At 62.1% G+C, this 25,924-nt stretch carries 28 protein-coding genes; 14 read left to right on the top strand and 14 right to left on the bottom strand.

The features are described from left to right. Nucleotides 1–3 precede the first annotated feature (3 nt). The 6 genes from trbC (at nt 4) to O6Y00_RS19725 (ending at nt 8,080) form a co-directional block, all read left to right on the top strand. Nucleotides 4–744: a type-F conjugative transfer system pilin assembly protein TrbC gene (trbC, locus tag O6Y00_RS19700; RefSeq protein ID WP_353444238.1), complete on the top strand. Its 741-nt coding sequence runs from the start codon at nt 4–6 to the stop codon at nt 742–744. Further along, nucleotides 745–2,538, top strand: a complete 1,794-nt coding sequence (locus O6Y00_RS19705; RefSeq protein WP_353444239.1) for a conjugal transfer protein TraN — start codon at nt 745–747, stop codon at nt 2,536–2,538. It begins immediately after the preceding gene. A gap of 34 nt (nt 2,539–2,572) precedes the next feature. Then, nucleotides 2,573–2,923: a hypothetical protein gene (locus tag O6Y00_RS19710; RefSeq protein ID WP_056678275.1), complete on the top strand. Its 351-nt coding sequence runs from the start codon at nt 2,573–2,575 to the stop codon at nt 2,921–2,923. Then, nucleotides 2,904–3,830, top strand: a complete 927-nt coding sequence (locus O6Y00_RS19715; protein ID WP_353444240.1) for a conjugal transfer protein TraF — start codon at nt 2,904–2,906, stop codon at nt 3,828–3,830. The genes O6Y00_RS19710 and O6Y00_RS19715 overlap by 20 nt, the downstream gene beginning before the upstream one ends. A gap of 89 nt (nt 3,831–3,919) precedes the next feature. Beyond that, nucleotides 3,920–5,293, top strand: coding sequence for a conjugal transfer protein TraH (locus tag O6Y00_RS19720; RefSeq protein WP_435368656.1), 1,374 nt, complete (start codon nt 3,920–3,922; stop codon nt 5,291–5,293). Between the two features lie 15 nt (nt 5,294–5,308). Continuing rightward, nucleotides 5,309–8,080 carry a conjugal transfer protein TraG N-terminal domain-containing protein gene (locus tag O6Y00_RS19725; protein ID WP_353444242.1) on the top strand — a complete coding sequence of 924 codons (2,772 nt, stop codon included), beginning with the start codon at nt 5,309–5,311 and terminating at the stop codon, nt 8,078–8,080. Between the two features lie 2 nt (nt 8,081–8,082). Here the strand turns inward: O6Y00_RS19725 and O6Y00_RS19730 are convergent, their stop codons facing one another. Then, nucleotides 8,083–8,316, bottom strand: coding sequence for a hypothetical protein (locus O6Y00_RS19730; RefSeq protein WP_353444243.1), 234 nt, complete (start codon nt 8,314–8,316; stop codon nt 8,083–8,085). Between the two features lie 31 nt (nt 8,317–8,347). On the opposite strand from O6Y00_RS19730, the gene O6Y00_RS19735 reads away from it, so the two are divergent. Beyond that, a complete protein-coding gene (locus tag O6Y00_RS19735) occupies nt 8,348–8,695 on the top strand; it encodes a hypothetical protein (protein WP_353444244.1) in 348 nt (115 codons plus the stop codon). A gap of 237 nt (nt 8,696–8,932) precedes the next feature. Then, the gene (locus O6Y00_RS19740; protein WP_353444245.1) at nt 8,933–9,133 is read left to right on the top strand and encodes a DUF3606 domain-containing protein; all 201 of its coding nucleotides are present in this window, start codon (nt 8,933–8,935) and stop codon (nt 9,131–9,133) included. A 189-nt stretch (nt 9,134–9,322) separates the two neighbouring features. Here O6Y00_RS19740 and xth read toward each other — a convergent pair whose 3' ends face one another. The 6 genes from xth to O6Y00_RS19770 all read right to left on the bottom strand — a co-directional run bounded on the left by xth (nt 9,323) and on the right by O6Y00_RS19770 (nt 15,411). After that, entirely contained in the window at nt 9,323–10,120 is a 798-nt protein-coding gene (gene xth / locus O6Y00_RS19745) for an exodeoxyribonuclease III (RefSeq protein ID WP_353444246.1), read from the bottom strand. 25 nt (nt 10,121–10,145) lie between these two features. After that, entirely contained in the window at nt 10,146–12,638 is a 2,493-nt protein-coding gene (gene ligD / locus O6Y00_RS19750; RefSeq protein ID WP_353444247.1) for a DNA ligase D, read from the bottom strand. After that, nucleotides 12,635–13,648 carry an ATP-dependent DNA ligase gene (locus O6Y00_RS19755; protein ID WP_353444248.1) on the bottom strand — a complete coding sequence of 338 codons (1,014 nt, stop codon included), beginning with the start codon at nt 13,646–13,648 and terminating at the stop codon, nt 12,635–12,637. Before O6Y00_RS19755 ends, ligD begins: the two co-directional genes overlap by 4 nt. A 315-nt stretch (nt 13,649–13,963) precedes the next feature. After that, nucleotides 13,964–14,230 (bottom strand): hypothetical protein, encoded by a 267-nt coding sequence (locus O6Y00_RS19760; RefSeq protein WP_107955982.1) that lies wholly within the window; start codon nt 14,228–14,230, stop codon nt 13,964–13,966. A gap of 66 nt (nt 14,231–14,296) precedes the next feature. After that, nucleotides 14,297–14,812 carry a ferritin-like domain-containing protein gene (locus tag O6Y00_RS19765; RefSeq protein WP_353444249.1) on the bottom strand — a complete coding sequence of 172 codons (516 nt, stop codon included), beginning with the start codon at nt 14,810–14,812 and terminating at the stop codon, nt 14,297–14,299. Between the two features lie 107 nt (nt 14,813–14,919). Further along, entirely contained in the window at nt 14,920–15,411 is a 492-nt protein-coding gene (locus O6Y00_RS19770) for a nucleoside deaminase (protein ID WP_353444250.1), read from the bottom strand. A gap of 385 nt (nt 15,412–15,796) precedes the next feature. On the opposite strand from O6Y00_RS19770, the gene O6Y00_RS19775 reads away from it, so the two are divergent. Continuing rightward, nucleotides 15,797–16,576 (top strand): SirB1 family protein, encoded by a 780-nt coding sequence (locus O6Y00_RS19775; RefSeq protein WP_353444251.1) that lies wholly within the window; start codon nt 15,797–15,799, stop codon nt 16,574–16,576. A 33-nt stretch (nt 16,577–16,609) separates the two neighbouring features. Here O6Y00_RS19775 and O6Y00_RS19780 read toward each other — a convergent pair whose 3' ends face one another. The 5 genes from O6Y00_RS19780 to O6Y00_RS19800 form a co-directional block, all read right to left on the bottom strand. Continuing rightward, a complete protein-coding gene (locus tag O6Y00_RS19780) occupies nt 16,610–16,993 on the bottom strand; it encodes a hypothetical protein (RefSeq protein ID WP_353444252.1) in 384 nt (127 codons plus the stop codon). A gap of 59 nt (nt 16,994–17,052) precedes the next feature. Then, on the bottom strand, nt 17,053–17,310 hold the full coding sequence (locus O6Y00_RS19785) for a hypothetical protein (protein ID WP_353444253.1): 258 nt from the start codon (nt 17,308–17,310) through the stop codon (nt 17,053–17,055). A 34-nt stretch (nt 17,311–17,344) separates the two neighbouring features. Next, the gene (locus tag O6Y00_RS19790) at nt 17,345–20,608 is read right to left on the bottom strand and encodes an error-prone DNA polymerase (RefSeq protein WP_353444254.1); all 3,264 of its coding nucleotides are present in this window, start codon (nt 20,606–20,608) and stop codon (nt 17,345–17,347) included. Beyond that, the gene (locus O6Y00_RS19795; RefSeq protein ID WP_353444255.1) at nt 20,605–22,077 is read right to left on the bottom strand and encodes a DNA polymerase Y family protein; all 1,473 of its coding nucleotides are present in this window, start codon (nt 22,075–22,077) and stop codon (nt 20,605–20,607) included. The genes O6Y00_RS19790 and O6Y00_RS19795 overlap by 4 nt, the downstream gene beginning before the upstream one ends. A gap of 226 nt (nt 22,078–22,303) precedes the next feature. After that, entirely contained in the window at nt 22,304–23,017 is a 714-nt protein-coding gene (locus O6Y00_RS19800; RefSeq protein ID WP_353444256.1) for an ImuA family protein, read from the bottom strand. A gap of 244 nt (nt 23,018–23,261) precedes the next feature. Here O6Y00_RS19800 and O6Y00_RS19805 point away from each other — a divergent pair, with 244 nt between their 5' ends. Further along, nucleotides 23,262–23,708, top strand: coding sequence for a hypothetical protein (locus tag O6Y00_RS19805; protein WP_353444257.1), 447 nt, complete (start codon nt 23,262–23,264; stop codon nt 23,706–23,708). Here the strand turns inward: O6Y00_RS19805 and O6Y00_RS19810 are convergent. Continuing rightward, complete coding sequence (locus tag O6Y00_RS19810) at nt 23,705–23,881, bottom strand: hypothetical protein (protein ID WP_353444258.1); 177 nt, start codon at nt 23,879–23,881, stop codon at nt 23,705–23,707. The two genes, O6Y00_RS19805 and O6Y00_RS19810, sit on opposite strands and share 4 nt — an antisense overlap. A 41-nt stretch (nt 23,882–23,922) precedes the next feature. Here O6Y00_RS19810 and O6Y00_RS19815 point away from each other — a divergent pair, with 41 nt between their 5' ends. The 4 genes from O6Y00_RS19815 to O6Y00_RS19830 are packed head-to-tail and all read left to right on the top strand — an operon-like array spanning nt 23,923 to nt 25,529. Next, the gene (locus O6Y00_RS19815; RefSeq protein ID WP_353444259.1) at nt 23,923–24,192 is read left to right on the top strand and encodes an HU family DNA-binding protein; all 270 of its coding nucleotides are present in this window, start codon (nt 23,923–23,925) and stop codon (nt 24,190–24,192) included. A gap of 54 nt (nt 24,193–24,246) precedes the next feature. Then, nucleotides 24,247–24,918: an SOS response-associated peptidase gene (locus O6Y00_RS19820; protein ID WP_353444260.1), complete on the top strand. Its 672-nt coding sequence runs from the start codon at nt 24,247–24,249 to the stop codon at nt 24,916–24,918. Between the two features lie 27 nt (nt 24,919–24,945). Then, nucleotides 24,946–25,233 (top strand): hypothetical protein, encoded by a 288-nt coding sequence (locus O6Y00_RS19825; protein WP_353444261.1) that lies wholly within the window; start codon nt 24,946–24,948, stop codon nt 25,231–25,233. A 5-nt stretch (nt 25,234–25,238) separates the two neighbouring features. Next, nucleotides 25,239–25,529 (top strand): DUF1488 family protein, encoded by a 291-nt coding sequence (locus tag O6Y00_RS19830; protein WP_353444262.1) that lies wholly within the window; start codon nt 25,239–25,241, stop codon nt 25,527–25,529. Nucleotides 25,530–25,610: 81 nt separating this feature from the next. On the opposite strand, the gene O6Y00_RS19835 is transcribed toward O6Y00_RS19830, so the two are convergent. Then, the gene (locus O6Y00_RS19835; RefSeq protein ID WP_353444263.1) at nt 25,611–25,796 is read right to left on the bottom strand and encodes a hypothetical protein; all 186 of its coding nucleotides are present in this window, start codon (nt 25,794–25,796) and stop codon (nt 25,611–25,613) included. Nucleotides 25,797–25,924 lie beyond the last annotated feature (128 nt).

Genomic DNA, 25,924 nt, shown 5'->3' on the forward strand with positions numbered 1-25,924 from the left:
ATCATGCGCCGCATCACCATCGTCATCGCTGCACTCGTCGGTCTCGCCGGCATCCAGGCGATCGCACAGACCGTCGACGGGCTCGACCTTGAGGCGATCAAACGCCGCTCGGCCGCCATGCAGGGTGACGCCGACATCTTTGCCGAACACGTCCGTAACCGCGGCGATGCCTTTCGCGGGGAAGCCGTGGCCATCCAGGCGAAAAGCGGCGCAAATCTCGCATCGCTCGCAAATGCGGATCTACGGGTGAACGGTGACGGCGCGTTCGATTTCGACGAAATCATCAAGGGCGCAAGCCAGAATGTCGCTGGCACCAGGGGTGACGCGCCGCAGTTCATCGCCTTTGCCAGCCTGTCGATGCCGCCAGCAGCCTTGCGTCAGCTCATTGCCGACACGGCCAAGGCGGGCGGTGTGGTTGTCTTCCGGGGCTTCCCGAACAACTCGATGAAGGCCTTCAGTGCCATGCTGGGCAAGGTCGTCACCGACAAAGATCAGCTGTCCAATGTCGGCATCGACCCGCGGCTCTTTCGTGCATTCAACGTCGAGGCGGTCCCGACCTATGTTGCCGTCTCGACCGACTTCGATCTCTGCTCCGGCCTGAATTGCACCACCTCGGTGCCGACACACGACAAGATCACCGGCAACGTCTCGGTTCGCTACGTGCTCGACACCTTCGTCGCGGCGCACGGCCCCGGTGCCGGTGTGGCATCCGTCGCATTGCGTAACCTCAGCAAGAGCGTCTGAGTGAAGCGCGTCGCTTTCTCTTTGCTACTGAGCATCCTGGCGGGCGCCACCAGCGGCGTCGTCGCACAGACGACGATCGAGGAAGCACGCAAGCAGGGCGCTGATCTTGGAAAGTCGATGCGTGCTGACGAAAGCTTTGGCCCGAACGATGCCAAGCTCGCGCAGCTGCCGGGATATGGCGGCACCGATCTGGCCGAGAAGGTCTATTTCGACGATCCCGACCGCTTGGTAGTCGACGGTGGCTCGAAGGCTGGCACCGACGAGGCGTTCGGCACGGTAACCAATCGCGCACGCACGCGGGCGACTTTCAGCAATGCCGAGATCCTGGCGGCGACCTCGCGCGGCACCGCGATCGAGAAGGACCCTGACACCTATCTGGGCGGTCAAAGCCTTGGCGGTGCGGAGGGAACATGCACGGCCCTTCCTCCTTCCGTCGGCTCAAAGGGCTATTACGAGGCTACCTGCAACAAGGGGTCGAAAGTTACGGACACGGTCGAGGCCTGCCGCGGAAACGTCGTGCCTACCGTCGTCAACACCGCGCGCTGGTTCTACTATGCCGTTCTCGACAAAAACGAGGGCTACGGGTTCGCCAAAAACAGCGTCATGCAGGCGAAGGTCAATGCGGGGGTTTGCCGGGCAGAACCGGTCTCCAAGCACATCTGCGACGCGCAGATCGATCTTGGCGGTGGCGCTAATGACGTCGAAGGCTACCGCAAATACTGCAAGAAGAATGTCAGCGGCACGGCGCAGCTGTATTCCTGCAATGCCGAATTGTCGGCCGCTGAAATCGCCAGCCACCACAACTTTGCGACTGGTACGGCCTATCTGAAGAAGGAAGGGACGGTCAGCGTTACCGTCGCCCGCAACGAAGGCACCTGCCCGGCGCTGGCGGCCGACACGACCTGCGTTCCGCAAGCGGCCGAAGTCTGCACCGAAGGCCCTGAAACCCGGATTATCGACGGTGTGTCGGTGACGCAGGCGTGCTGGGCGTGGTCGCGCTCCTTCACCTGTCAGCGCCTCACGCTGGCCAGCGATTGCAGCGCGCTCGACGACAACAAGCTGTGCAAATTCCTCCGCGACGAGTGCCTCGACGATCCGCAAAGCGGCGCCTGCAAGGTATCGCAGCGCGTCTACAGCTGCCCCCTGCCCGACGATAAAGCACCGACTGACAAGCAGTATGTCTGTGGCGGTGACGTCTATTGCCTGAATGGCAGCTGCGAGACGATCGAGCGCGAGGCTTCAACCGAGTTCAAGGATGCGCTCGTCGCACTCCATTCGATCGGCGATGCCGGCAAGCAGTTCGACCCAGCCAATCTGACCGTGTTTTCGGGCGAGCGGGGCACCTGCAATAAGAAGATTTTCGGTGCGTCGAATTGCTGTTCAGGGAGCGGCGTCCCGCTTCTGACGCCGTGGCTGTGTAGCTCGGCCGAAAAGCAGCTCGACGAGAAGGACGACAAGGGACTCTGCCACAAGGTTGGATCCTACTGTTCGGACAAGGTGCTTGGCATCTGTGTCACGTCGAAGGACGCCTATTGCTGCTTCGGTAGCAAGCTCTCGCGCATCCTCCAGGAACAGGGTCGCCAGCAGATTGGCAAGGCTTGGGGCAAACCCAAAGACGAGACCTGCAAGGGCTTCTCGATCGAGGAGTTTCAACGCCTCGACTTGTCCCAGATGAATTTTTCCGAGGTCTATGCGGAGTTCATGGACGCAGCAAAGCTACCCAGTGAGGTCTCCGTGATGGCCGACATTCAAACCAAAATTCAGGGGTACTATGACCTTCACGGGAGCAAATGATGCAAGCGGTCCGGGGGGGCCATGTTCGATCGACATGTCGGTGCTCGATCTTGCCATTTTCCTCCGCATCCACCGGTCCGGCCGGGGCACCTCGGCTGGCGAGGTCGCGCAAACCATCTCGCATTGGTTTCAGTGCGACATTGATCCGCATGAGGTCGAGCAGGCTTTTCCCCGGATGGCCGACAAGGGCTGGCTTGTCCGCCGGGAGACCGGAATGCGCGCGACCATCAAGGGGCGAAAGCACGGCCGCAGCCACCTTCGCGGCATCGTCCGGATGCTCGATCAGGGCACCAGGATGCTCGACGTTGCCGCGATGATGTCAGTTCTCAAACTCGCAATGATTGAGCTCGACGGGGAGCATGATGATGACGACGATCAAGACTAAGCGTGACGGGCGGCTGACCGCTATCGTTCTTATGCTGCTGGCCGCGACCGCACCTGTCGCAACCCCTGCGCTCGCACAGGCCGTGGACCTGCAGAGCGCGTCGATGTCGGAGGCGATCGATGACGAAGATGCGCAGGCCAGCAACGTGGTGGTCGAGTCCCAATTTGATCGTACGTCTGACACCGCGGAGCAGCAGCAAACAGGCGACTTCTACTGTGGCGAGCGGAAGCTCGGCCAGTGGTTCTACTGCGAGCGGCACAAGGCCAAACCGGCCGGCCCGCAGGCGTCCACGCAACCGCAGCAGTCATCGACGGCACAGCTTAAAGCGATCACCAAACAGCTGGACGAGTTAAAAGCCCGCGCCATCCTGGAGCCGAGTGAGGCGAATGTGATCGCCTACGTCCGCTACCAGCGCGAGCAGCTCGATCGGGCGTCTACCTTCTCCGACACCTGGCAGCGGGCGCTCTGGCAGAACCCGGACATCGACTACACGCTGCAGCGGCCGGTCTCGACCGTCGGCAAGCGGGCGTGGACGGACAACCGCGCCGCGACGCGTGACCAGGTCCTTTCGCGCCTTGGTCAGCGCTACGGCATGTTCTATTTCTTCGCGCAGTCCTGCGCTGCCTGTGAGGTCTTCTCGCCGATCCTGCGCTCGGTTGCCGAAAGCCACCGCATCACAGTGATGGCGGTATCGACGGACGGTGGTCCAAGCCGCCAGTTCCCCAACTACGTCGTCGACAGCGGCCAGCGTCAGCGCATGGGCGTGCCGCTCGCAACGCCGGCACTGGTGCTGTTCGATACCGTCACCCGCAAGACCGTCCCAATCGGCTTTGGCATCATGTCGGCCGACGAAGTGATGGAGCGGATCTTCATGCTCATCAACGCCAAGGTCGGGAGTGACTTCTGATGTCGAACGCCCCTTCGCCTCGCCCCTCCCCCTTCCGCGCCCTCCTTTGCCGGACCGCGGCCGTCGGTATGAGCCTTGGTGCCGCAAGCATGATCCCCGTTGGGATGGCGCGCGCGGATGTCGCGGGGCAGATGGACAGCTTCTTCCAGGACGCGGGCGGTGCCGCGAACGTGACCGGACCGAGCGCTTATCAGGGGCAGACCGCCGGCTATTATTCGATGGGCAACGTCTGGACGCGCTTCCCGCAAAAGAGCGTGCAGCCGTTCAATCTGCAGATGCCTAAGGTATCCGCCGGCTGCGGTGGCATCGATCTGTTCACCGGCTCCTTCAGCTTCATCAATGGCGCCGAGATGGTCGCCATGCTGAAGGCGACTGCCAACAACGCGTTGGGTTTTGCCTTCCAGCTCGCGATCGACAGCGTCTCGCCTGAGATCGGCAAGGTCATGGATACCATGGCCAACAAGGCGCAGCAGATGAACCAGATGAACATCTCGTCGTGCGAGGCGGCGCAAGGGCTGGTTGGATCGGTCTGGCCGAAGATGGCCGGTGCACGATCTACGGTTTGCGCGGCAGTTGGTAACAGCCAAGGCAAGTTCTCCGACTGGGCGCGCTCCCGGCAGGGCTGCGGTGCCGGTGGGGAGCAGGACGCTACGCTCGACGCCAACACCGATCCGGCGATGGCCGACAAGATTCCCGGCAACCCACGGAATTACACCTGGGATGCGATCAAAAAGTCGAACAAGTTCGCCGGCACCGACAAGGAGTTTTCCGAGTTCCTGATGACGCTGGTCGGGACAATCGTCATCAATCCCAAGGCGGCAGAGGGTGCGATCGTCGGCTTCGTCGGGCCTGCCGAGGATGCGGTGGTTACGGCTCTTCTCGATGGCGCTGGCACCGGCACACCCGTCAAGATCCTGCACTGCGACGACGACGAAAAGTGCCTGAACATGACTGAACAGACGCTGCGGCCCGGGCCGGGTCTGCGCACGAAGATCAAGGCGATGATCGACTCGATCAACGGCAAGATCCGTACCGATGCAGCGCTCGACGCTCAGGAACAGCAGCTGCTCAACATGACGACGCTGCCGCTCTACAAGATGCTCGCGGTACAGGCGATGGCGCACCAAAACTTTGCCGACGGCGAGACCAGCGCTCTTGCCGAGATCGTCTCGGTCAACCTTCTGTCGTCCATGATCGAGAACATGCTCGACCGGATCAGCCAGTCGACCGTTCAAGTCCAGCCTGCCGACGCGGAAATGGGCAAGATGTGGCGTGACCAGCTTGCGGAGGCACGCATTCGGTATGCTCAGCGCAACGTCGAACTGAAGGCCACGCTCAATCAGACGATCGCGCTTATCAATAAGTCGGTGATGCTCGAATCCACGCTTCAGAACAGCATGTCGCCGGCGATGTCCGCATCGCTGAATTTCTCGCGGGGCCTGAGTGCTCAAGGCCTCAACTAGGACGGGTGACGGAGCATGGTTGAGGTCTTCACGATTGGCGGTGGCGAATACATCGTCAACACCTTCAACGCGGTAGCAGCTTGGACAGGCGGAGGCGGCTACCGTTCCCTCCTACAGGTGGTGATGGTCCTTGGCCTGATCTACTCGCTTCTTGCCGTCGCTTTCACCATGAACGTGCGCGTCTGGCTCAACTGGTTCCTTGGCTCATCGCTCATCTACATGTGCCTTATGGTCCCGACCGTCACGGTTAAGGTGACGGACCGGATTAACCCGTCACTGGCTCCCGCCGTTGTCGGCAACGTACCCCTCGGCTTGGGGGTAATCGCCAGCTTTACCAGTCAGGTCGGTGACTGGCTGACCCGGACGGCCGAAACCGTTTTCACGATGCCGAGCCAGCTTAGCTATTCGTCGAACGGCATGGTCTATGGTGCCCGTCTGCTCGATGCGACGCGCAATTTTCAGATCCGCGACGCCGAGTTCGCGACCAACCTGTCGTCGCATTTCAAAAACTGCGTGTTCGGCGACGTCATGCTCGGTCAGAAGTCGATGACCGATCTTGCCTCCGCGAAAGACCTCTGGGCAACGATGGGGCCCGGCTCTGCTGCGCGGTCCCAACCTTGGGTGGAACGCTCCGGCGCGACAACGTCCAGCAGCATCGTCAGCTGCCGGCAGGCCTACGGCATGCTTGATGGTCTTTGGCATACCATGATCGACGCCCAGACATTGCTCTGGGCCAAGGAAAGCTATCCAAAGCTCTCGACCGCCGTCGCCTCCGCGAAGCTGCGGGCCGATGTTCCGATCGTCAATCAGGCGTTCACGGCGTCCAGCGCCGGCTACGAAAACATCGTTCGGCAGAATACGGCGATCAATGCATTCATGCAGGCGCGTGACGGCATGGCCGGTGGTCCTGGTGCGGCCTCGATCGATACGTTCGCCACGACGCGGGCTGATATCCAGGCGCGCAACACGTACAACTCGATCGCGCAGCAGGCGATGAGCTGGGTGCCGATCCTGAACATCGTTCTGACGGTAGTCTTCTATGCGATGTTCCCGGTTATCTTCCCGCTGTTCCTGATGCCGCAGACCGGGGTCGGCGCGCTCAAGGGCTACCTGACCGGGTTCTTCTATCTGGCCGCGTGGGGGCCGCTTTATGTCATCCTCCACATGATCTGCATGACGCGTGCGACAGCCGCGGCTCAGGGTGTAGCGGATGGCGGCATGTCGTTGGGGTCCTATGCAGGTATTGGCGCGGTAAACGCCGAAACCGCGACGATCGCCGGCTTCATGTTGATGAGCGTGCCGTTCCTCGCCGCGGGTCTAGCCAAGGGCGCTATGAGTATCTCGGGCCAGGCGACATCGGTGCTATCGCCCGCGCAGAACGCTGCGGAGGCTGCAGCCGCTGAGCAGACCACAGGCAATTACTCCTATGGTAATGCCAGCTTCTCGAACTCGACGTCCAACATGCGTCAGAGCAACCAGTGGTCGGATGCGCCTGCATTCTCGACCGGTGCATTTGCATCCAGCTTCCGGCACGACAACGGCGCGACGACGAACGGTTTTGGCGACGGCCAGAATGTTTATGACAACTCGCGCGCCATGTCGAATATCGGGTTCAAGCCGCAATTTAGCCAAGGCTCTGTTGCCACTGAAAGCCAGCAGGCGACGATGGCAGCGCGCGTCGCTGACGGGTTCGAGCAGGCAAGCCGTCGCGAGGTCTCGCACCTTAATGCGCTTCGGAACGGCCATTCTTGGTCGAGCGAGAACTCGTCTGGTTTCGACTCAAGCTCCGGTGTTCGTAGCGGGAGTAACACCGAAGTCAGTGATCGGAATACGATCACCGGGAGCGACGGCGTCCAGAATAGCCAGAGTGTCGGCAACGGAACGCGTAAGCAGTCCGAGACCGGCAAGGGCACTAGCTGGTCAGATGCCGTCACCGGAGGTGTTACTGCTGGCGTTGGAGTTGGGGGCAAGGGCGGCGGAGGAGGCTTGCTTGGCAAGGCAGCCAGCGCTCTTGGTGTCCAGGCAAGTGCGACCGTTGGCTATAATCAAAATTATACGCGGTCGGATACAACCAACGATAGCGATAGCGCATCGAGTAGCCGCGATAATGCAGTGTCGGCGACGAATGGCATCAATCGCGACCATTCGACTGGTGCAACCGTTAGCACAAACGAAGGTACTTTCAGTCAATCTGGTGAGTTTTCCCGGTCCTCGCAAAGCGAAACCCGAACCAAAGCTATCGAGGAATCGCTCAGCCGCATTGAGTCCTACAACGAGCAAGCCCGTCATTATCGGGAACTTTCCCAGTCGCTGGAGCAGCACGCCAGCTTCGCCGAAAGCTCAGGGTTTAACCTTACGCAGGATCTCAGCCAAGATCTTGCCCGGTATTATGACAAGGAGGTGGCAAACGCACCTTCCGGTGTCCTGCCCGGCCTGTGGGAAACGAACCTTAGTTCGACGCAAGAGGGTATGCGCAACGCCGCTATCGGGAAGTGGGCTAATCAGCGATCGGAAGCGATCGAACGCGACATTCAGAGCGCCCTCAGCAATCCAGCGCTAGAAGGCATGGAACTGCCTGGTGTGGCTTCCGAGGGGAGCATCGTAGGTCGCTATTCCGGAGGTAGCGGGGTCGCATCCCCCCATCCTGTTTCGAGCGGCAAACCTTCGACGGATCGTGAGGTAGGCCTCATCACCGCTGGAACGTCTGAACTCCTTGGCGAGAAACATCGGCGTGATGTTGACGCACGGTTTTCCCTAGCGACCGGCCCCACAGGTCCGGAGCGGTGAGATTACCTTATCACCATGTCGAGCGCGCCGATCGCGATCACTCCAAGGACCACCGCGAAGAAGAGACGTTGAACGAACCGTCCAACCCATGTCTTTTCGGCGGCAGACGCGTAGTCGCCCTCCGAGGTCTCACTCCAGTCAAACTCAGGCGGCGGGTTAAGCTGCCAAAAACCACGACCGGTTCCGGCCTTGATGTCGGTATCAAAGTAGATGGGCTGGGTCGGGTCAATTTTCACGGCGCACCTCTCTAACAAATGGTACAGCGAAATGAGCACGACGGCAACGCACGAGCGTAAGGCTTTTCAGTCTGTTCAGCACCGCCCCCCGGCACTCGGTGACATGTCTGGCGCCCTGACATTTGGGTTTTCTTGGCTGCTGGTTATGGCGATTGGATTGGCACCGCTTGCCGAAGCCTCCCTATCCCGGTCTCCCTCGATCACCATGCCTACGACGGTCGCATTCTTCGTCGCCGTTGGCAGCGCCGTCCTGTTGCGCCGTCGTTACTCTTGGACGGGGTTGGTGCTGCATATCTTTGGCCAGATCGCGATCTGGCTTTCTCTGTTCGTCATGTCGCTCGCGATTGTGCTCGTCGCGGTCTCGCGAGGATGGTCCTGAAAAAACTGCCATAACCGATGATCGCGCAGCCTTGATAACGAGAGCGCCTCATCTGACTGAGTGATCTGCTCCACCATACATTTCCGTATCGGCGCTTCGATAGCTGTCACTTAGTGGCACTGATGGGCGACCCAGCCTGAATGCCGAAGCCAACTCAGGCAGTGAAATTAGGCGTCGTCTGCAGGAAACGCCCGGCAGGCCAAGCGTTTTCGCATCAGAACGTATTGGAGACACGCAGTGGCAGACGACAAGAGCAAGACCGACGGCCGTGATCGCAGCCGTGTTTCGGGTAGCGAACCTTACGAGGTCGAGTATTTCGCGCAGAAGCATGGATTGAGTGCGCAGCAGGCGCGTGAACTGATTGCCGAGGTCGGAAACGACCGAGAGAAGCTCGATGCTGCAGCTGGCAAGGTAAACGGTCAGCGCGGTAGCGCCTGACTACCGGCAAGGTCAGCCGCATCACGTCAAAATGCGCAGACGTCACCGGCGCGGCAATAGCCTGAGCGCGATGATCGAGTTCATGAGGGATGGCGACCTGCGCCTACAAGTTGGAGCGGCGTTGGATGGGCTGCCTAAGCGACGCATATGTAGTATACAGTGTGATGATCGCTTGCGTCGGCCCGACAATCAGGTTGCGGAACGCTTCCGTCTCGCGGCCTTCAGTTTGATCCAGACAGGGGCATGGTCGCTGGACTTCTCCCAGCCCCGGACGTGATGATCGACCTGCGCATCCGCCAGACGTGCTGCCGCAGGGGCGTTCAGCAGAAGATGATCGAGCCTAAGCCCGGCATTGCGGCCATACGCGTCCCGGAAGTAATCCCAGAACGTGTAGATCGTTTCGTCCGGGTGTTTTGCCCGTAGCGCATCCAGCCAACCTTGGTCGATCAAACGAAAGAACGCGGCTCGGACTTCTGGCGCAAACAGCGCATCCTTGATCCATCGTTCCGGCTTGTAGACGTCCATCTCGGTCGGCATCACATTGTAGTCGCCGGCCAGCACGACCGGCGCATCGGTGTCGAACAGCGTGGCCGCATGAGCAATCAGGCGCTCCATCCAGGCGAGCTTGTAGTCGAACTTCGGGCCCGGCCGCGGGTTGCCATTGGGCAGATAGAACCCGGCTATCAGGATACCGCCAACGGCCGCTTCGAGATAGCGGCTCTGCACGTCGTCCGGGTCGCCCGGCAACCCGCGCCGCGTCTCGACGGGTTCTACGCCACGAGCGAGAATAGCGACGCCGTTCCAGCTCTTCTGGCCCTGCCAGATCGCGCCATAGCCAGCCGCCTCGATTGCACTCAATGGGAACTTCTCGTCCGGCGCCTTCAGTTCCTGCAGGCAGACGACGTCGGGCTGTGCTTCTTCCAGCCAGCGCAGAAGCACCGGCAGGCGACCGTTGATGCCATTCACGTTGTAGGTTGCGATCTTCATCGAAGCACCAGGCGAACAGAGTCGATCATAGGTCGGGCAAAATTTGGTCAGCGCGTCCCCAACCGACGAGATCCTTTGACGCTGCGCGCTTCAGCAGCGCACCCGCATCGCCGATGTGCCAGCCCGATGCGCGGTCGAGTTTCCCCAACTCCTTCCACGTGATGGGGACGGCAACGGGAGCGCCCTCGCGAGCACGAGCACTATACGGCATGACAGCCGTCGCCCCGCGCTGATTGCGAAGATAGTCGATGAAGATGCGTCCGGTTCGCTTGGCCTTTGCAAGGGCTGCGGTAAATCGATCGGGTTCGGACTGGGCCAGGACAATCGCCAAGCGGTGCGCGAAATCCTTCACAGCCGGCCACTCGGCTTTCGGTGTCAGCGGCGCGATGACGTGGACACCCTTTCCGCCCGTCACCATTGGAAAAGTCTCAAGGCCCATCTGGGCCAGCACGTCGCGGACATGAAGGGCCGCGGAAATGACGTCCTTGAAATCGAGGCCTTCATCGGGATCGAGATCGAACACCAGCCGGTCAGCCTTCTCGACATCTTCGATCCGCGCACCCCAGCCGTGGAACTCGATCGTACCCATCTGGACACAGGTGACGAGACCCTCGGCATCGTCAACGAACAAATAGGGTTCGTCATGTCCGTCCTTCTCGGCGATCCCGACATGGTGGACATGATCGCCAAAGCTTCCGGCGTCATGCTTTTGGAAAAAGCATTTCTTCCCCCTGCCCTGCGGACACCGAACCAGGCTTATCGGGCGACTTCCGCACCAGGGTAGCATGATACCGGAGACGGCTTGATAGTAGTCGGCAAGCTGGCCTTTGGTAATCGCAGACTCTGGAAAGATCACCCGTTCCCGATTGGTCACTCGGACGACGGACGGCTCGGGTGCCTCGAGCTTGGCAACGGGCGCAGGCTTCTCGACGACGACCGCCTCGGGTCTCTTGTCCTGGCGCAAGCCAAGGTAGCTGGAATGGCGCAACACCCCGTCGCTCGTCACTTCCATGAACGCCACTTCGGCCACCAGCTGCGGCTTGATCCAGCGTGCGCCGCGCACGGCTGTGCGTGGTGCGGCGACGGTCGGCTTCGTGACGGCCAGCGGCGTCATCAGATCCATCAGCTTGTCGATCTCCTCGCCCGTATACCCTGTTCCGACCTTGCCGGCATAGCGGAGATGACCGTCCTCGTTGACGCCCAAGAGGAGCGACTTGAACCCTCGCTGCTTGTCGGACGGCAACCAGCCGACGATGACGAACTCCTGTCTCTGGATACACTTCGTCTTCAGCCAGCTGCCGGACCGCGAGCCGGCGTAGCGCGCGTCCGCGCGCTTCGAGATGACACCCTCGAGACCTTCGGCGCAAAACGTCTCGAACAGCTCCTCGCCGCGGCCGGCGATATGATCCGAGTAGCGGATCCGGTCGGTGCCGCCCGCGAGCAGAGCCGCAAGCTTCGCCTTGCGCTCCGATAGCGGTAGTCCGGTCAGATCCTCACCGTCGAGTGCCAGCAGGTCAAACGCGTAGTACAGGATCGCGTCCGGGTCTCCTTTGAGCGCAGCTTGCAACGCCTGGAAGTTGGTCTTGCCGTCGGCATCGACGACCACGGCCTCACCATCGATAAGAGCAGACGACGCATCCAGTTTTGCGGCGTCGGCGACAATGCCGGCGAACTTGTCCGTCCAGTCCAACCCGGACCGCGTATAGGCCCTGCCCGTCCCCCCGCCGACCGCCACCAGCGTTCGATACCCGTCATATTTCATCTCGTGCAGCCAGGCGTTGCCGGCGGGCACATGATCGACGAGCGTCGCGAGCTGGACAGGTTGGAATGGCGGGGGTGAGCCTGCCTTCTTACGGCTTGTCGCTCGTGCTTTTGCAGCTTTCGTCGCAGGCTTTGCGGTGGGCGTTGCCGGCGCCCTCGACTTGCCTCCCTCGCCTGCGGCGATCTGTTCCATAGTAAGTCCGCTGACCACCCCCGTAAGGTGTGTTCCGACAAGATCCTCCGATCCGCCGACCTGGTCGTCGGTGACCTTGCGCAGGATCCAGTTCTCGCCTTTTTCCTTCCCGCGGGGCTTTAATCTGAAGAGCATCCATTCGCCTTTGAGGCGATGCCCATGCAGGAAGAAGTGGAGATGTCCCTCAGGCAGCGTCTTGCTCGGGTCCTTGCCAGCGAGCGGCTCCCACGTTCCTGTGTCCCACAACATCATGGTCCCGCCGCCATATTCCGACTTCGGGATCGTGCCCTCGAACGTGGCGTACTCGACCGGATGATCCTCCGTGCGGACTGCGAGCCGTTTGTCGTCGGGATTGATGCTGGGTCCTCGCGTAACGGCCCAGCTCTTGAGAACGCCGTCGAGTTCGAGCCGCAAGTCATAGTGCAGGCGAGACGCGGCATGCTTCTGCACGACGAAGCGATTGCCTCCCGCCTTGGCGATCCTGCCCTCAGGTTCGGCGGTTTTGGCGAAATCCCGCTTTTCCCGGTATTTCGCCAGGGGATCGCTGGAGGAGGAACCGGTCATGACGCTATACCCAGTTCAGCAGGGCGAAGCTCATGCTCCAGCTGATCCATCGTGCACGCCTCAGGTGCCTTATCGGGACGCCAGCGCAGGATGCGCGTACCGTGCCGGAACCGGTTCCCGGTCACCTGATCGTACAGGACTTCGACGACGAGTTCTGGCCGCAAGGGGACCCACTCGCTCTCACGACCGTCGTTCCAGCGACTGGGACCGCCGGGAGCTTTACCAGTGAAGCCCGGTGCTTCGATCAGTGGCTCGAGCTTCGCGGTAAGCGCCGCGCGATCGACCGCGGCTATACCTGAGGTGAAGCCGACATGGTTGAGCTTGCCGTTATCATCGTAAAGCTCGAGCAGAAGCGATGCTACCTCGCTACCCTCCTTCACCCGTCTGAAGCCGCCTACGACGCAATCCGCGCTCCGATGTTGCTTCACCTTCAGCATGGCGCGTTCCCCGCCACGGTAAGGCTCGTCCAGCCGTTTCGCGACGACGCCGTCCAGCGCCCCGCCGCTCGTCGCCAGCCAGGCCGCAGCGTCGTCGATCTCGTCGCTACAGGGCGACAGCAGGAGACCAGCGCGAGCATGTCGCGCATGGAACGACTCCAACGCTTTCCGGCGAGCCGAGAGCGGCGCACTGCTGAGGTCGGCATCATCGACGCCCAGGCAATCGAATAGCATCAGCTGCGCAGGCGTCTCCTTCGCCAGACGATCGATCCGGCTTTGCGCCGGATGCAGCCGTGCCTGAAGCGCATCGAACGAGAGGATGTCCGCGATCGGCAGGATGATCTCGCCATCGAGCACGAAACGCTCCTGCGGGACCGATGCGACGAGTGCGACGATCTCAGGGAAGTAGCGCCCGAGCGGCTTTCCCGATTTGGAAAGGATGTCGACGGCCTCGCCATCACGGAAGACCAGCGCTCTGAAACCGTCCCATTTGGGCTCATATTGCCAGCCCGGTTCGACCGGCAGCTCATTTACGAGCTTGGCTTCCATTGGCGAAGGCCGGTCTGCGACCATCAGTTCTGGTCCGGGGCGCAGCACGCACAGTGTTTGGGAGCCAGTCGTTTTGCCTTTGCTGCCTCGCGACGTCGTTCCTGCCGACTTGGCAGCGGAGCAACGCCAACCGAACTGGGAAAACCGTGAAGCTCAATCGATTTGATCACGGCATTTTTGAACATAAGATCACTCCAGACGGCTTTCAGTTATAAAGCCCCCCAGTCGCCATCTGTTCCTGCTTACTCCGACGCGGCGATCGGTGGTCCTGATCAGAACAGCAAACCTGTGCCCCTACCCCTGACAAGGGACGTAATCGCTGGCCTGGTAGGGGCGGATTCAATGCTCGTTGGAGTGCCGGTCTTCGACCGGCGTGTAGTAGCGCGCTATATCCGCTTCGGTGAGCGCATGACCGCTCGATTCTTTGACAAGCGCGGCGATTTCGCCATCGGTCCTGCCAGCGTCGCGCAGCTGCTCGATCTCGTCGCTTACCATGTTGATGAAGGCGGGCACCGGGAACCGTTCCTCGCCCAGGCCTAGCGCATCGCGCATGTGCTTTTGCGCACGCAAGGCTTCGGGAAGCGTGAATGCGATATCGTCGGCCATCGAACGTGCCTTTCATGAAAAGCTGGAAACTGGTCGGGGGGCATCGGCCCCCCGACACTGAAACGCTTATGCGGTAACTGCTTCCGCCTTTGCGTTCACGCTCGACGTCGCCATCGCCGCCAGCTTGTCGTCGGTCGCATATTCCTCGTCGAGCGTCTCTTTCAGGATCGCTGCGATATCGGCGCGGCCGAGCTGGTTCGCCCAGGCGATCAGCGTACCGTACCGCGTGATCTCGTAATGCTCGACCGCCTGTGCCGACGCGATCAGCGCAGCGTCGAGCACCGCCTTGTCCTCGATCTCGCCAGCGACTTCGTTGGCTTCCTTGATGATGCCGTCGATCGCCGGACAGGTCACGGCCTTTGCCTTCTCACCAAGCAGGTCGAAGATGCTCTCGAGGCGCGTGATCTGCCCTTCCGTCTCAAGCAGATGGGTTTCGAAACCCTGCTTCAGGGCTGGTGCCGTCGCCTTGTCGACCATCTTCGGCAAGGCCTTGGTGATCTGGTTTTCCGCGTAATAAACGTCCTGCAGCTGATGCAGGAACAGGTCGTCGAACGTCACGATGTCTTTGGAAAACAGGCCCATGATAGTGTCCTCGCTGAGCGGATAGCCGCGAAGCAAACTGCTCCGGCACCACCGCAACGCGCCGACTCAGGGGTAAGTTTCGTTCGGTTTAGCGCCGCCTCAGCACGCTATAGATTTGCCTGCTCGTCGACTGGTAGCTCAGCGTCGGGACCATAATAGAGCTTGGCGCAGTCGTCGCGAAGGCACCCTCCCTCGATGACGATATCGTCGCGGTAGGCGTCGCCGATGAATGCCAGCGTGTCGACGTGCTGCGCTTCGAAATACATCACATGAACATCATCGCGGCCCGCCCCGTAAACGACGCGGCCGACCTTCGACCAGATCGACGCCATCGTGCACATGCCGCAGGGCTGCAGCGTGGAGTAGAGCGTCGCACCGCGCAGTTCCAATTCCCCCGTGCTTTCACACGCCCGTCGGATCGCCATCATCTCGGCATGCGCGGTCGCGTCCGGCAATTCCTTCGTCTGGTTGCGCTCGCCCGCGATAACCTTGCCGTCGAGGACGATCACGCACCCCAGCGGCGACGTCGAGGGATCGGAACCCTTCGATCGCGCGATCGCGATCGCTTCACGCATCCAACGTTCGTCATCCTGCGTCATCGTTTCGGCTCCCTGTTACCGTCGCACAACGCGTAGCGGACACAATGGATCGTTCGGCGCAGTCCTGTTTGCTTGCCGAGGATGGCCGAACGCTACCGTTCCTTGCTGCGGGTTGCGAAGACAGGCTCTCAGACGGTCATTTTGGCAGGGTCATAGGGTTTGTGCAGGCTAACGATATCGTCATAGGATCCGCGCAGCCAGGTATCGATGTCTGCCGGATCCAGAATCGTGATGATGGCTTTCGGGTGGATTGCCGCACCAGCATGGTGGGATCGCACATGACGCGGGGTACGCCGGGCCGCTTACCCGAACGTTGCCATAGAAACGATCGAAGCAGCCCCCCATCTAACGGCTCATGACCAATAGCATTCTTCATCTCGGGCTGATGGAAGACGGCGAAATTGAGCTCGATCTGGCTGCGCTCGAACTCGCAGCGCTCGATCATCCCGGTATCCATCTTGATGAATATCTCGACGAGCTCACCGACATAGAAATAGCCCTGCGCGCTGCTGACGGCGACGCAGTAGGTAGTATCGCTCAGGCCCAAGCCCTGAGCAGCGTGATGGTGGAAGAGTTCGGGTTCTCCGGCGACCGGACGCACTACGACGACCCTCAGAATGCGGACCTGATCGCGGTCGTCGATCGCCGGCTCGGTCTGCCGATCAGCCTTTCGATCCTCTATGTGGCGATGGCACGACGTCTCGGATGGTCGGCGATGCCGCTCAATACCCCCGGCCACGTCCTGGTCCGCCTCGGCGACGCATCGGATGCGCTGATCATCGATCCCTTCAACGATGGTCGCATCGTCGCCCCTGAACAGGTGGAAGCCTTGTTGGAGCAGATGACGGGCCAGGCCCGGTTTTCCGACGGGATGCTTCCCCTGTCGAACCGGTCGGCGCTCGTCCGCCTGCTGCTCAACCAGGCGACCCGTGCCGAGCAGACCGGGGATTCCGCACGCGCGCTGGTCCTGTACGACCGTATGACGATCGTGGCGCCCACGCACGCCCATGGTTGGTGGGAGCGAGCCAGACTTCAGCTGGTCGCTGGTGATGTGGCCGGCGCACGCAGCAGCCTGAGCGCGATGCTGGAGATCACCCGCGACGAGGATCTGCGCCTGCAGGTATCGGCAGCGCTCGATACTCTTCCCCGGCCAATGCCGTCTTGAACATCGCGGTGGACTGGCTCTCGCCGTGACGGCCTATTCCAAACGCGTCCACCGTCGCTCATGCCACGCCCGGGACTGAACGATGTCGCCGAACCGCCAGAACCGGGTTTCCCGCGTGTGGGGACCTGCACGAACGAGCGTCCAGCATTCGCTTGTTGGCAGCTCGACGATGCGGTGAATGTGCGCAGCGTCGACGTGGTAGGTTTCGCCGGATAGCCGACGAACGAGTTTGCTGTGCCAACCGCCACTTGGATCCAGGTGAAACACCTCTTCGACATAGCCACCATCGAGGATATCGGTGTCGAAACTCCAGGGGTGGTCATGCGGCGTGGCGTGCGGCTCTTCCATCTTGAACCGGTGCAGCGCGCGTCCGTCATCCAGATGGTATTTGGTGAACGCCCGCGACATGCGCTCCACGCTGACGATACGCGTGCCTTCCGGAACGCGAGCAACGGCCGCTCGCGGTAGTCTCATACTCACGGTTCAGACACCTCTTCATAACAGCCTGCGCGGCGCAGCTGGCGGACAATACCGTTGAACGCCGCGGTGACGCCCTGGGCGCGACCGATCTCGTTCGTCTGCGATCCAGAGTCCCAGTAGAGAGCGAGTGGCCATTTCTCGGGGCAATGCGGCAGCAGGCATCTGAGGGCCAGCCTGATCTCCGGAACATCGACCCGGGCTTCGGAACAGCGCGACACGCCACAGCGCAGAATGTGAACGGACAGCGCGATCACGACACGCTGATGCCTTGGCAGCGTGGACACGGGATCAGTGGAAGTCATGCGACTTGAACCGCACGACCTCCTCCGGATCCATGCCTTCCGCGTGCGGTGGCCAGTAGCTGTTGCGCGGTTCCGGCTTCCAGCCCTTGTCACCGCGATCGGGTGAGCCTGGATGCTGGCCAGCATCACCGCGGCCAGTCCTATGCGGAAACGACATGTCGCCAACCCGGTGCAGCAGGTCGCCGTGATCGATGATCCGGTCGCAGATCACGTGGATGATCTCGCCTTCCTTCTGGATCCTGCCTTTCAGGCCGACCATCGAGGCGGACATGATCGTGCGGCGTTGGGCCTCGAAGCGATCAGGCCAGAGGATGCCGTTGGCGATCCCGGTCTCATCCTCGATCGTGATGAAGAGAACACCCTTGGCGGACCCCGGCTTCTGCCGGACCAGGACGATGCCCGCGACCTCGACGTGGCGGCCGTCGCGGATGTTGGCGAGGTCGACGCACCTTGTGACGCCGCGCCTGACCAACTCGTCACGCACGAACGTCAGCGGGTGAGCACGAAGCGACAGCTGCAGCGCGCGGTAGTCCTCGATGACCTCACGGCCATCGGTCAGCGGTCTCAGCGCGACGTCTGGCTCAATGCCTTCTGCGCTGAAGGTTTCGGCCACGCGGTCGGCCGCGGCGAATAGCGGGAGCGGTGCGTCGCCAAGGCCCCTCACCTTCCACAGGCCTTGCCGGCGATCGACGCTGAAGCTGTGGAAGGCGTCGCCATCGGCCAGCTTTTCGATCGCGGCGCGCGGTACCCCCGATCGCCGCCAAACGTCCTCGACGCTTTCGAAGGCCGTAAGCTCACGCGCACCGACGATCTTTGCGCCATCGGCGTTCGACAGCCCGCGGATCTGCCGCAGTCCAAGCCGTACCGCGAGATAGCGCCCGCCGTTCTTCTCCAGTGTGCAGTCCCACCGGCTAGCGTTGACGCATGGCGGCCGAACCTCGACACCGTGCGCGCGTGCATCGCCGACGATCTGCGCCGGCGCGTAGAACCCCATGGGTTGCGCGTTCATCAGGCTTGCACAGAACACGTCGGGGTGATGATGCTTCATCCACGACGACGCGTAGGAGATCTTGGCGAAGGAGGCGGCATGGCTCTCCGGGAAGCCGTAGGAACCAAAGCCCTCGAGCTGGCGGAAGGTGCGCTCAGCGAAATCACGCGGGTAACCGCGCTCGACCATGCCCTCGACCAGCTTCTCGCTGAAATGGGATACTCCGCCGGTCACCTTAAAGGTCGCCATGGCCCGACGCAGCTGGTCCGCCTCAGCCGGGGTGAATCCGGCACCGACGATCGCGACTTTCATCGCCTGCTCCTGAAAGAGCGGCACGCCAAGCGTCTTCTCCAGCACCGCGCGCAGTTCCGGCCGCGGATACTCCGGCTTTTCCAGTCCCTCGCGTCGGCGCAGATACGGGTGGACCATGTCGCCCTGGATCGGTCCCGGCCGCACGATCGCGACCTGAATGACGAGATCGTAGAAGCGGCGCGGTTTCATCCGCGGCAACATCGACATCTGCGCCCGGCTCTCGATCTGGAAGGTGCCGAGCGTGTCGGCCTTCGAGATCATGGCGTAGACGTCGGGATCATCGTCCTGCAGGTCGGCAAGCCCTACCCGCAGCCCTTTGTCCGCCTCGAGCATGTTGAAAGCGCGGTTCATGCAGCCCAGCATGCCGAGACCTAGCACGTCGACCTTCATGAACTTCAGCGCATCGATGTCGTCTTTGTCCCATTCGATGATCTGGCGGTCTTCCATCGCCGCGGGCTCGATCGGGACAAGATCATCGAGGCGGTCATGCGTCAGGACGAACCCGCCTGGGTGCTGCGACATGTGCCGCGGCACGCTGATAAGCTTGCGCGCCAGTTCCAGCGTGAGCCGGAGGCGGCGGTTGCCGATGTCGAGGTTGAGCTCTTCGACCTGCTTCTCGCCAACACCGTCGGCCGACCAGCCCCACACCAAACCCGCCAGCGATGACGTCAGGTCTTCAGGCAGTCCAAGCGCCTTGCCAACGTCGCGTACCGCGCCACGCGCCCGGTAGCGCGTGACGACGGCGGTCAGCGCAGAGTGATTGCGACCATAGGTCTCGTAGATCCACTGGATGATCTCTTCGCGGCGCTCATGCTCGAAGTCGACGTCGATATCGGGTGGCTCGCGGCGCTCGCCGGAGACGAAGCGCTCGAACAGGAGCTCGTGTTTGATCGGGTCGATCGAGGTGACGCCGAGGACGAAGCAGACGCAGGAATTGGCAGCCGAGCCCCGCCCCTGACACAGGATCCCGCGTCGGCGCGCTTCGCGGACGATCGCGTAAACGGTCAAAAAATAGGGCGCATAGCCAAGCTCGCCAATCAACCGCATCTCGTGCGTGATCTGGTCGGTATAGGCTTGCGGAACGTCGCCATCGAACATCCGCTCGACCGCTTCGGTGGCCAGCTTCTGAAGCGCTTCTTGCGCCGTCAGTCCGTCGATCAGCTTCTCATGCGGGTATTGATACTGAAGCTCGCCAAGGTCGAAGGTGCAGATGCGCGAAATGTCGACGCTGGCCTGCAGCGCGTCGGGGTAGGCGCGGAAGCGACGGACCATCTCGTCGGGTGATTTCAGCGCGCGATCGGCGTTGACCTCGCGGCGATAGCCAAGCTCGTCGACGGTGCATTTCTCGCGCACCGCGGTCACCACGTCCTGCAGCAGCCGTGCGTCGGGTGCATGGTAAAGCACGTCGCCGGTCACGACGGCGCGCACGCCCGCACCGCCCGCCTGTCGAGCAAGCGCATCGATGCGGACCGCGTCTCCCGGTCGGCGCCGCTGGAACAGCGCCAAGTAGCCACGACGGCCGTAGACTGCCTTCAGATCGGCCAGTGCCGCAAGGTTCTCCTCGTTCGCCTCGTTCGGCAGCAGGATTGCAACGACGCCTTCTGACCATGGCTCGAGGTCGTGCCAGTGCAGCAGGCAACCGCCCTTCCCTGCCCGCTTCTTGCCGACGGTCAGCAGCCGGGTGATCCGCGACCAGGCCGAGCGATCGATTGGGTACAGCAGCAGTCGCCGGCCGCACGACAGGTCAACGCGCGTGCCGGCAATCGAGCGGACGCCGGTTGCTTTCTGGGCCTCCCATGCTCGCACAACGCCGGCAACGGTGCCGATGTCGCTCACCCCAATCGATGGATAGCCAAGCACGGCCGCGGCCGCGAACAGCTCGTCCGGACTGGATGCACCCCGCAGCAGCGAGAAGTGCGTCAGCACCTGAAGCTCGACATAATGGGTCATCCGAAGACCCCGTGCATCCACCAGGACAGATCACCCGTGTCATCCTCGAAGCCATCCCCGCGGCGGAAGACCCAGTAGCGGCCGCCACCCTCGTCCTCGACGCGGTAATAGTCGCGGACAGCCCAGACCTCGGCATCGCGGCGCCACCATTCGCCGTGGACCCGCTCAGGTCCGTCGCCCGCGACGACCTTGTATGTCTTGCCGCGCCACTCGAACCGACGCGGTGGCTGGTCGGGCATCAGCGCCATGACTCGGTGCAGAGGCTCCGGATGCGCGAAGAGACGGATCGGGCGTTGCCAACTCGGCCAGCTTCCTGGCATCAGGTTTGGGTCGGAGCGGACAACGGCCCGCTCGGGTACATGGCTTTCGACGGGCGCTATGCGGAAGACGGCATGCCCCCCGATCCGTCCGGCGATCAGGTCAACCAGGCGCGACGGATCGCGCACCATTGTCTCACCGGCGAGGACAGCGCCAAGGTCGACCGCGTCGAGCGGCTCGGTGTGCGGGGCTACCAGCCAAAACTGCTCGAGGCCCATGCCCGGGTCGATGCGCTCGATGCGCAGCTTCAGCAGCCGCAGAAGATGCTTCACCTCGCGCGTCGGCCGAGATGTACCAACCGCCACGATCTGCTCACTGCCGTCGACACACAGGCCGGTCAGGCGCAATGACCTGGCGCCAAGCCCCTTGGCCTGCAGCAGCTCCGCGAGGTCGCGCAGGAGGTCGCCCATAACCTGCTCGATCGCCTCGGCGGTGCTGATCGGCTCCAGCAAGCGCCGCTCGACGGCCGGCACCTCGGCATCCTCGCGCGGCGTTAGCGGCTCTGCCATTCCGCCCAGGGCCTGATCGAGCCGCGTTATCGCTGGTAGGCCAAGTCGCCGTGCCAGCGGTCCGCGTGCGACCGGCAGGAGGTCCGCAATCCGCTCGAAGCCGAATTTACGCGCCGCAGTTAATGCCGTGGGCGTCAGGCGCAGCGCGGCGATCGGTAACGGGCTGAGCGCCTCGACGGTGCCACGCGGTTCGACGCGCGTCAGATCGTCCCGGCCGAAGCGAGCCATTGCATGCGCGGCACCCGGCGTGTCGGCAACCGCCACGCGGGCGGTGAAGCCTGCGCGACGGCAGAAGGCGATCAGACGACGACAGAACCGCTCTTCCCCTCCGTGCAGGTGTTCGCAGCCGGCAAGGTCGATCCAAAGCCCATCGGCTGGCGTCACCGCCGCGATCGGCGACCAGCGACGGACCGCCAGTAGCGCTAAGCGATCGAGTAGCGCCGCGTCGGCTTCAGGCTCTGCTGGCCGGAAGTCGAGATCCGACACCAGCGCGCGTGCATGGGTGGCGGCCATGCCGGGGTGGATGCCGAGCGCTTGAGCACCGGTGCAGGCGTGCACGACCTCTTCGCGCCGGCCAACCTTGCCGACTAGCGCAAGCGGCGCGTGCTCAATTGGAGGCGCTACAGGCGCGATGAAATGCATGGCGGGCGCCGGGGCCTTGTACGGGTGGCTCGCCGCCTCTGATCGGCGGCCAAGCTCGCGCATGGGCGGCTGCGCATGAATTGGTAACGCGGCGATCTGTGCCTTAACATCCCCGCGTGATTGTGCACCCTCGCGTGCCCAGCGGGCGCCAGGGCGCCACCCGCCGCCCCGCGGCACCGAACAGGCACCCGGATCGTCGTCGACCGGTAATTGCAAGGCTGGCCGTTCAGGCAGCCGCGTAGCGGGCCGTTCCAACCGTCTCAGCCGCTCGATGGCCAAGTTCGGCAGGAACAGCGAGACGACCCGTCTCATCGCTGCCCTCCACTATCAGGGAAAACCCTTCACCGCCGCGTTGCCGCGCCAGTTCGACCGTCCATCTTGCTCGTCCTACACCCGCGACCTCCAGCCGCGCCGAAGGCGCGGAGCCGATCCGCCAGCGTGTCCACGCGGCGGATGGTTCCGAGAAAGGATCCTGGTCACGGCCGCGTCGACGCCGCAGCAACAGCACTGGCATGTCGGCCTCCGCTGCCACCAGCTGCAGACGACGGGTTGCAACCATGGACACTTTGCTTGCTTCCGCGATGATCGCCGATGGCGTCCCGTCGCGAACCGCGTCCTCGATTACCGCGAGCAACGCTGCGTCATCATAGGGCTGAGCATAGATAACATCAGACGAGGAAAGGCCTGCCTGAGCCAAAGCCGGTGCGTAGAGGTCGGTGCGGCACGTGGCCCACAAAACAGGACCGCTCGCATTGGCCGCCTCGCGCGCCGCAATACCGGCAAGGAACAGTGTCGTTGCGGCATCATCCACCAGTGATCCGCTACGCGCCGTCGCCTCGTGAAGCGCGCCGGCACGCAAGCCTCCAGCCCCAAGTCTGCTATCGATCGCAGCCACGCCGAACGGCAGCACCCGGTAGTCGGTGACCGGCGTGGCGATCATCCGCAAGTGGGCAAGGCTGGTTGCAAGGGACGCGGGGACGGGGGACATCATGGTCTAAGACTCTACTCGTTCCCTTTATGTTCCGTTACTAGGTCCTACATTGCAAGCGGTTTGATCGTCCCGATCCGGGCTGATGACCCGACTTCCTCCTCGGCGTACGAAGAGGAACGAAAAAAATACGAAGCGGCAACAAATGGCGAATTATTCGCTTTCGTTTGCCCAGTGGGTGACTCATAGAATCGTCATGCCGATCCGCCCCGAGAACCGCTGGCTCTACCCGATCGACTGGCGGCAGCTGTCGCAGACGGTCCGGTTCGATCGTGCCGGAGCCAAATGCGAGGGATGCGGTCGACCACACCTGCGCCGTGTGGTCCATCTTGGCGACGGACGCTGGTGGGATGCCGATGTCCGGTGCTGGCGGTCGGACCGCGGCAAGCGTATTTCCATGAAAGCCGGGTTTGTGCTGGCGTCGGTCCGCGTGACCTATGTCGTCCTGGCTTGCGCGCATCTCGATCATGATCCGGGCAACAGCGCGCCTTCGAACCTCAAGGCGCTCTGTCAGCGCTGCCATATGATCCACGATGCAGCCGAGCATCGCTGGCAACGATGGTGGAATGTCTTTCGGCTCCGCGCGATCCGCGATCTCTATGAGGATCCTCGCGTCACGCGCGAGCGTGTCGCTGGCCGTTAGAGATCGATGTTTCGGGCACGCATTGCCTCGGGCGCCAGATCTGCGATCGGCCCTCGCCCTGCGGCCGCCTCAAAGATTTCGGCGACGTGATGACCCGCGAGCGTGCTCAGCGTGAGGCGAACCGCCGCGACGCTCGACTCGTCCAGTACGGTCTTTGTCTCGTCGTTCGCCATGGCTAAGGTCCCGCCGGTCTTTCCAATGGAGTACGAATAGCATGAACGTAAGTGACCTGGCCAAGGGCGTCGCTGAGGCGACCGGTTCGAACGAAGCTGACGCGAAGAAGGCGATCACCGCCGTCTTCGACCAGATCGCGGCCGCAGCCGTGAAGGGCGAGGAGGTTTCGATCCCAGGGTTTGGCAAGTTTACCGTCAAGGACCGCCCGGAGCGCGAAGGCCGTAACCCCGGGACCGGCGAGACGATCACGATCGCCGCTTCCAAGAAGGTTGCGTTCACGGCCGCCAAGGGGCTGAAAGACAAGATGTAAGACGCGTGCGCCGACGGGATCATCTCGTCGGCGCCAACCCTAGGAATACGCTTCGTGTGCAACCGGTATCGTATGACGGCGAAGGATGCCGACCTTGGGGTCACCTTCGGTATCCGGCCTCCTTATGAGAGGGACGAGGAATACCCCGTCGGTGACATTTTCCCGACTGGCAAGAAGACACCGTTCTACGGCAAGGTGATCGTACAGGACGGTGCTGAGCGGAAGCTCGAGCGGATGGAATGGGGCGTGCCGACGCAGGTGCCCAGCGCGCGCGACCCCTCGGTCAAACTTACCAAGTACGTGACGAACGTGCGGAACCTGAACTCCAGCTTCTGGCGATCGATGCTGACGACGCCGGCGCGACGCTGTCTCGTCCCGGTCAGCGCTTTTTCTGAATATGGGTTGGCGCTTGGCGAAGACGGCAAGAAGCCCTTGCACTGGTTTGACGTGCCCAGCCGCCCAATTTTCGCCTTTGCAGGGATCTGGCGTCCGACCGCGCGCGACAATGCCTATGGTTTCCTGACGACGGAGCCGAACGCGATCGTGGCCCCCATCCACCCCAAGGCCATGCCGGTCATCCTACACGACGAGGATTACGACCGTTGGCTGACCGCCCCCTGGGACGATCTGAAGGACTTGGTTGCGCCCTACCCCTCGCAGCTGATGCGGGTTGAAGGCTTGGTCACAGTGGACGCGGACCATGCCCGATCGCCTGTGCTATTCTAGCCGTTGAACCCTGTAAGGTGACTGACAATGACAGAAGCGACATGGGGCAAAAGCGCCAAGACTCCGGACATCAACTGGCGGATGAGTGCGTCATTGGAAAACGTGGCCCGCGGTGACACCGATATTGCCGAAGTGACGAACCTAGAGCGAGCCGTGCGGGATTGGGTCAGGCTGGACCCTGAACATAGGGAAGCGGCGACCTTGACCACGGATCATGCCGTTCAGATCGAAGGGGTTTCCAGTACGACGTTCACTGGCGAAGCGATCGCAGGCCTAGCCGAGCATTTGCCGTCCACTCCAACCGTAGAGGAGTAATAACTATGGTGAAGTCCAGCGTCCGGTTCGAGCGCGGCGACGGATATTGGGTGGCGGAGCGTGATAGCATCGGCTTCACCGGCACGACCGACTTTGGTCCCGTCGAGTTTCTGATCACCAGCGAAGCGTTGGCCGAAATGCCGAACCCGGCGCTAGAAGGAATTGACCCAGAAACTGCGGTCGAGGTTTTCATCGAGTTCGAAAGCGACATTCACCGCATCGCCCAGCGTGAATTTGTTAAACGCCTTGGTGGTGAGCCACCGATCCTGCTGACGACTTCAGACGTGGCGCTTTAGCGTCGAAGCACGTTTCCGATTCAACTGGTTCAATGGTCCGGAGCAGGTTACGCTCCGGACCACGTCGTCTCCATACCTATGTCAGTATAAGCCGCCCTCTTCTCGCTCCTCCGCACCTTCCTTTTGCGCCTTCTCAAGATCGTTTGGCTCTGGTTCGTCGGCGACTGGTTTATCCTCAAGGGTATCTTCTAGCCCGTTGTTGTCGTCCGGTAGTTCGTTGACGTCGGCTTCAAAACCGGGCTCTTCGGCTTGCAGGGCGGTCACCATCGTTGCTCTCCTTCATACAACCAAACAATCCAAGACACCGCTCGGTTGCGAACCGGCGGACGATGCCTGACACCTGCCCATGAGCGCTCGCGTTACCGTTCCTGGTGAACTTGATCATGGTGTACCTT

Source organism: Sphingomonas faeni, assembly GCF_040407565.1.
Lineage (GTDB): Bacteria > Pseudomonadota > Alphaproteobacteria > Sphingomonadales > Sphingomonadaceae > Sphingomonas > Sphingomonas faeni_F.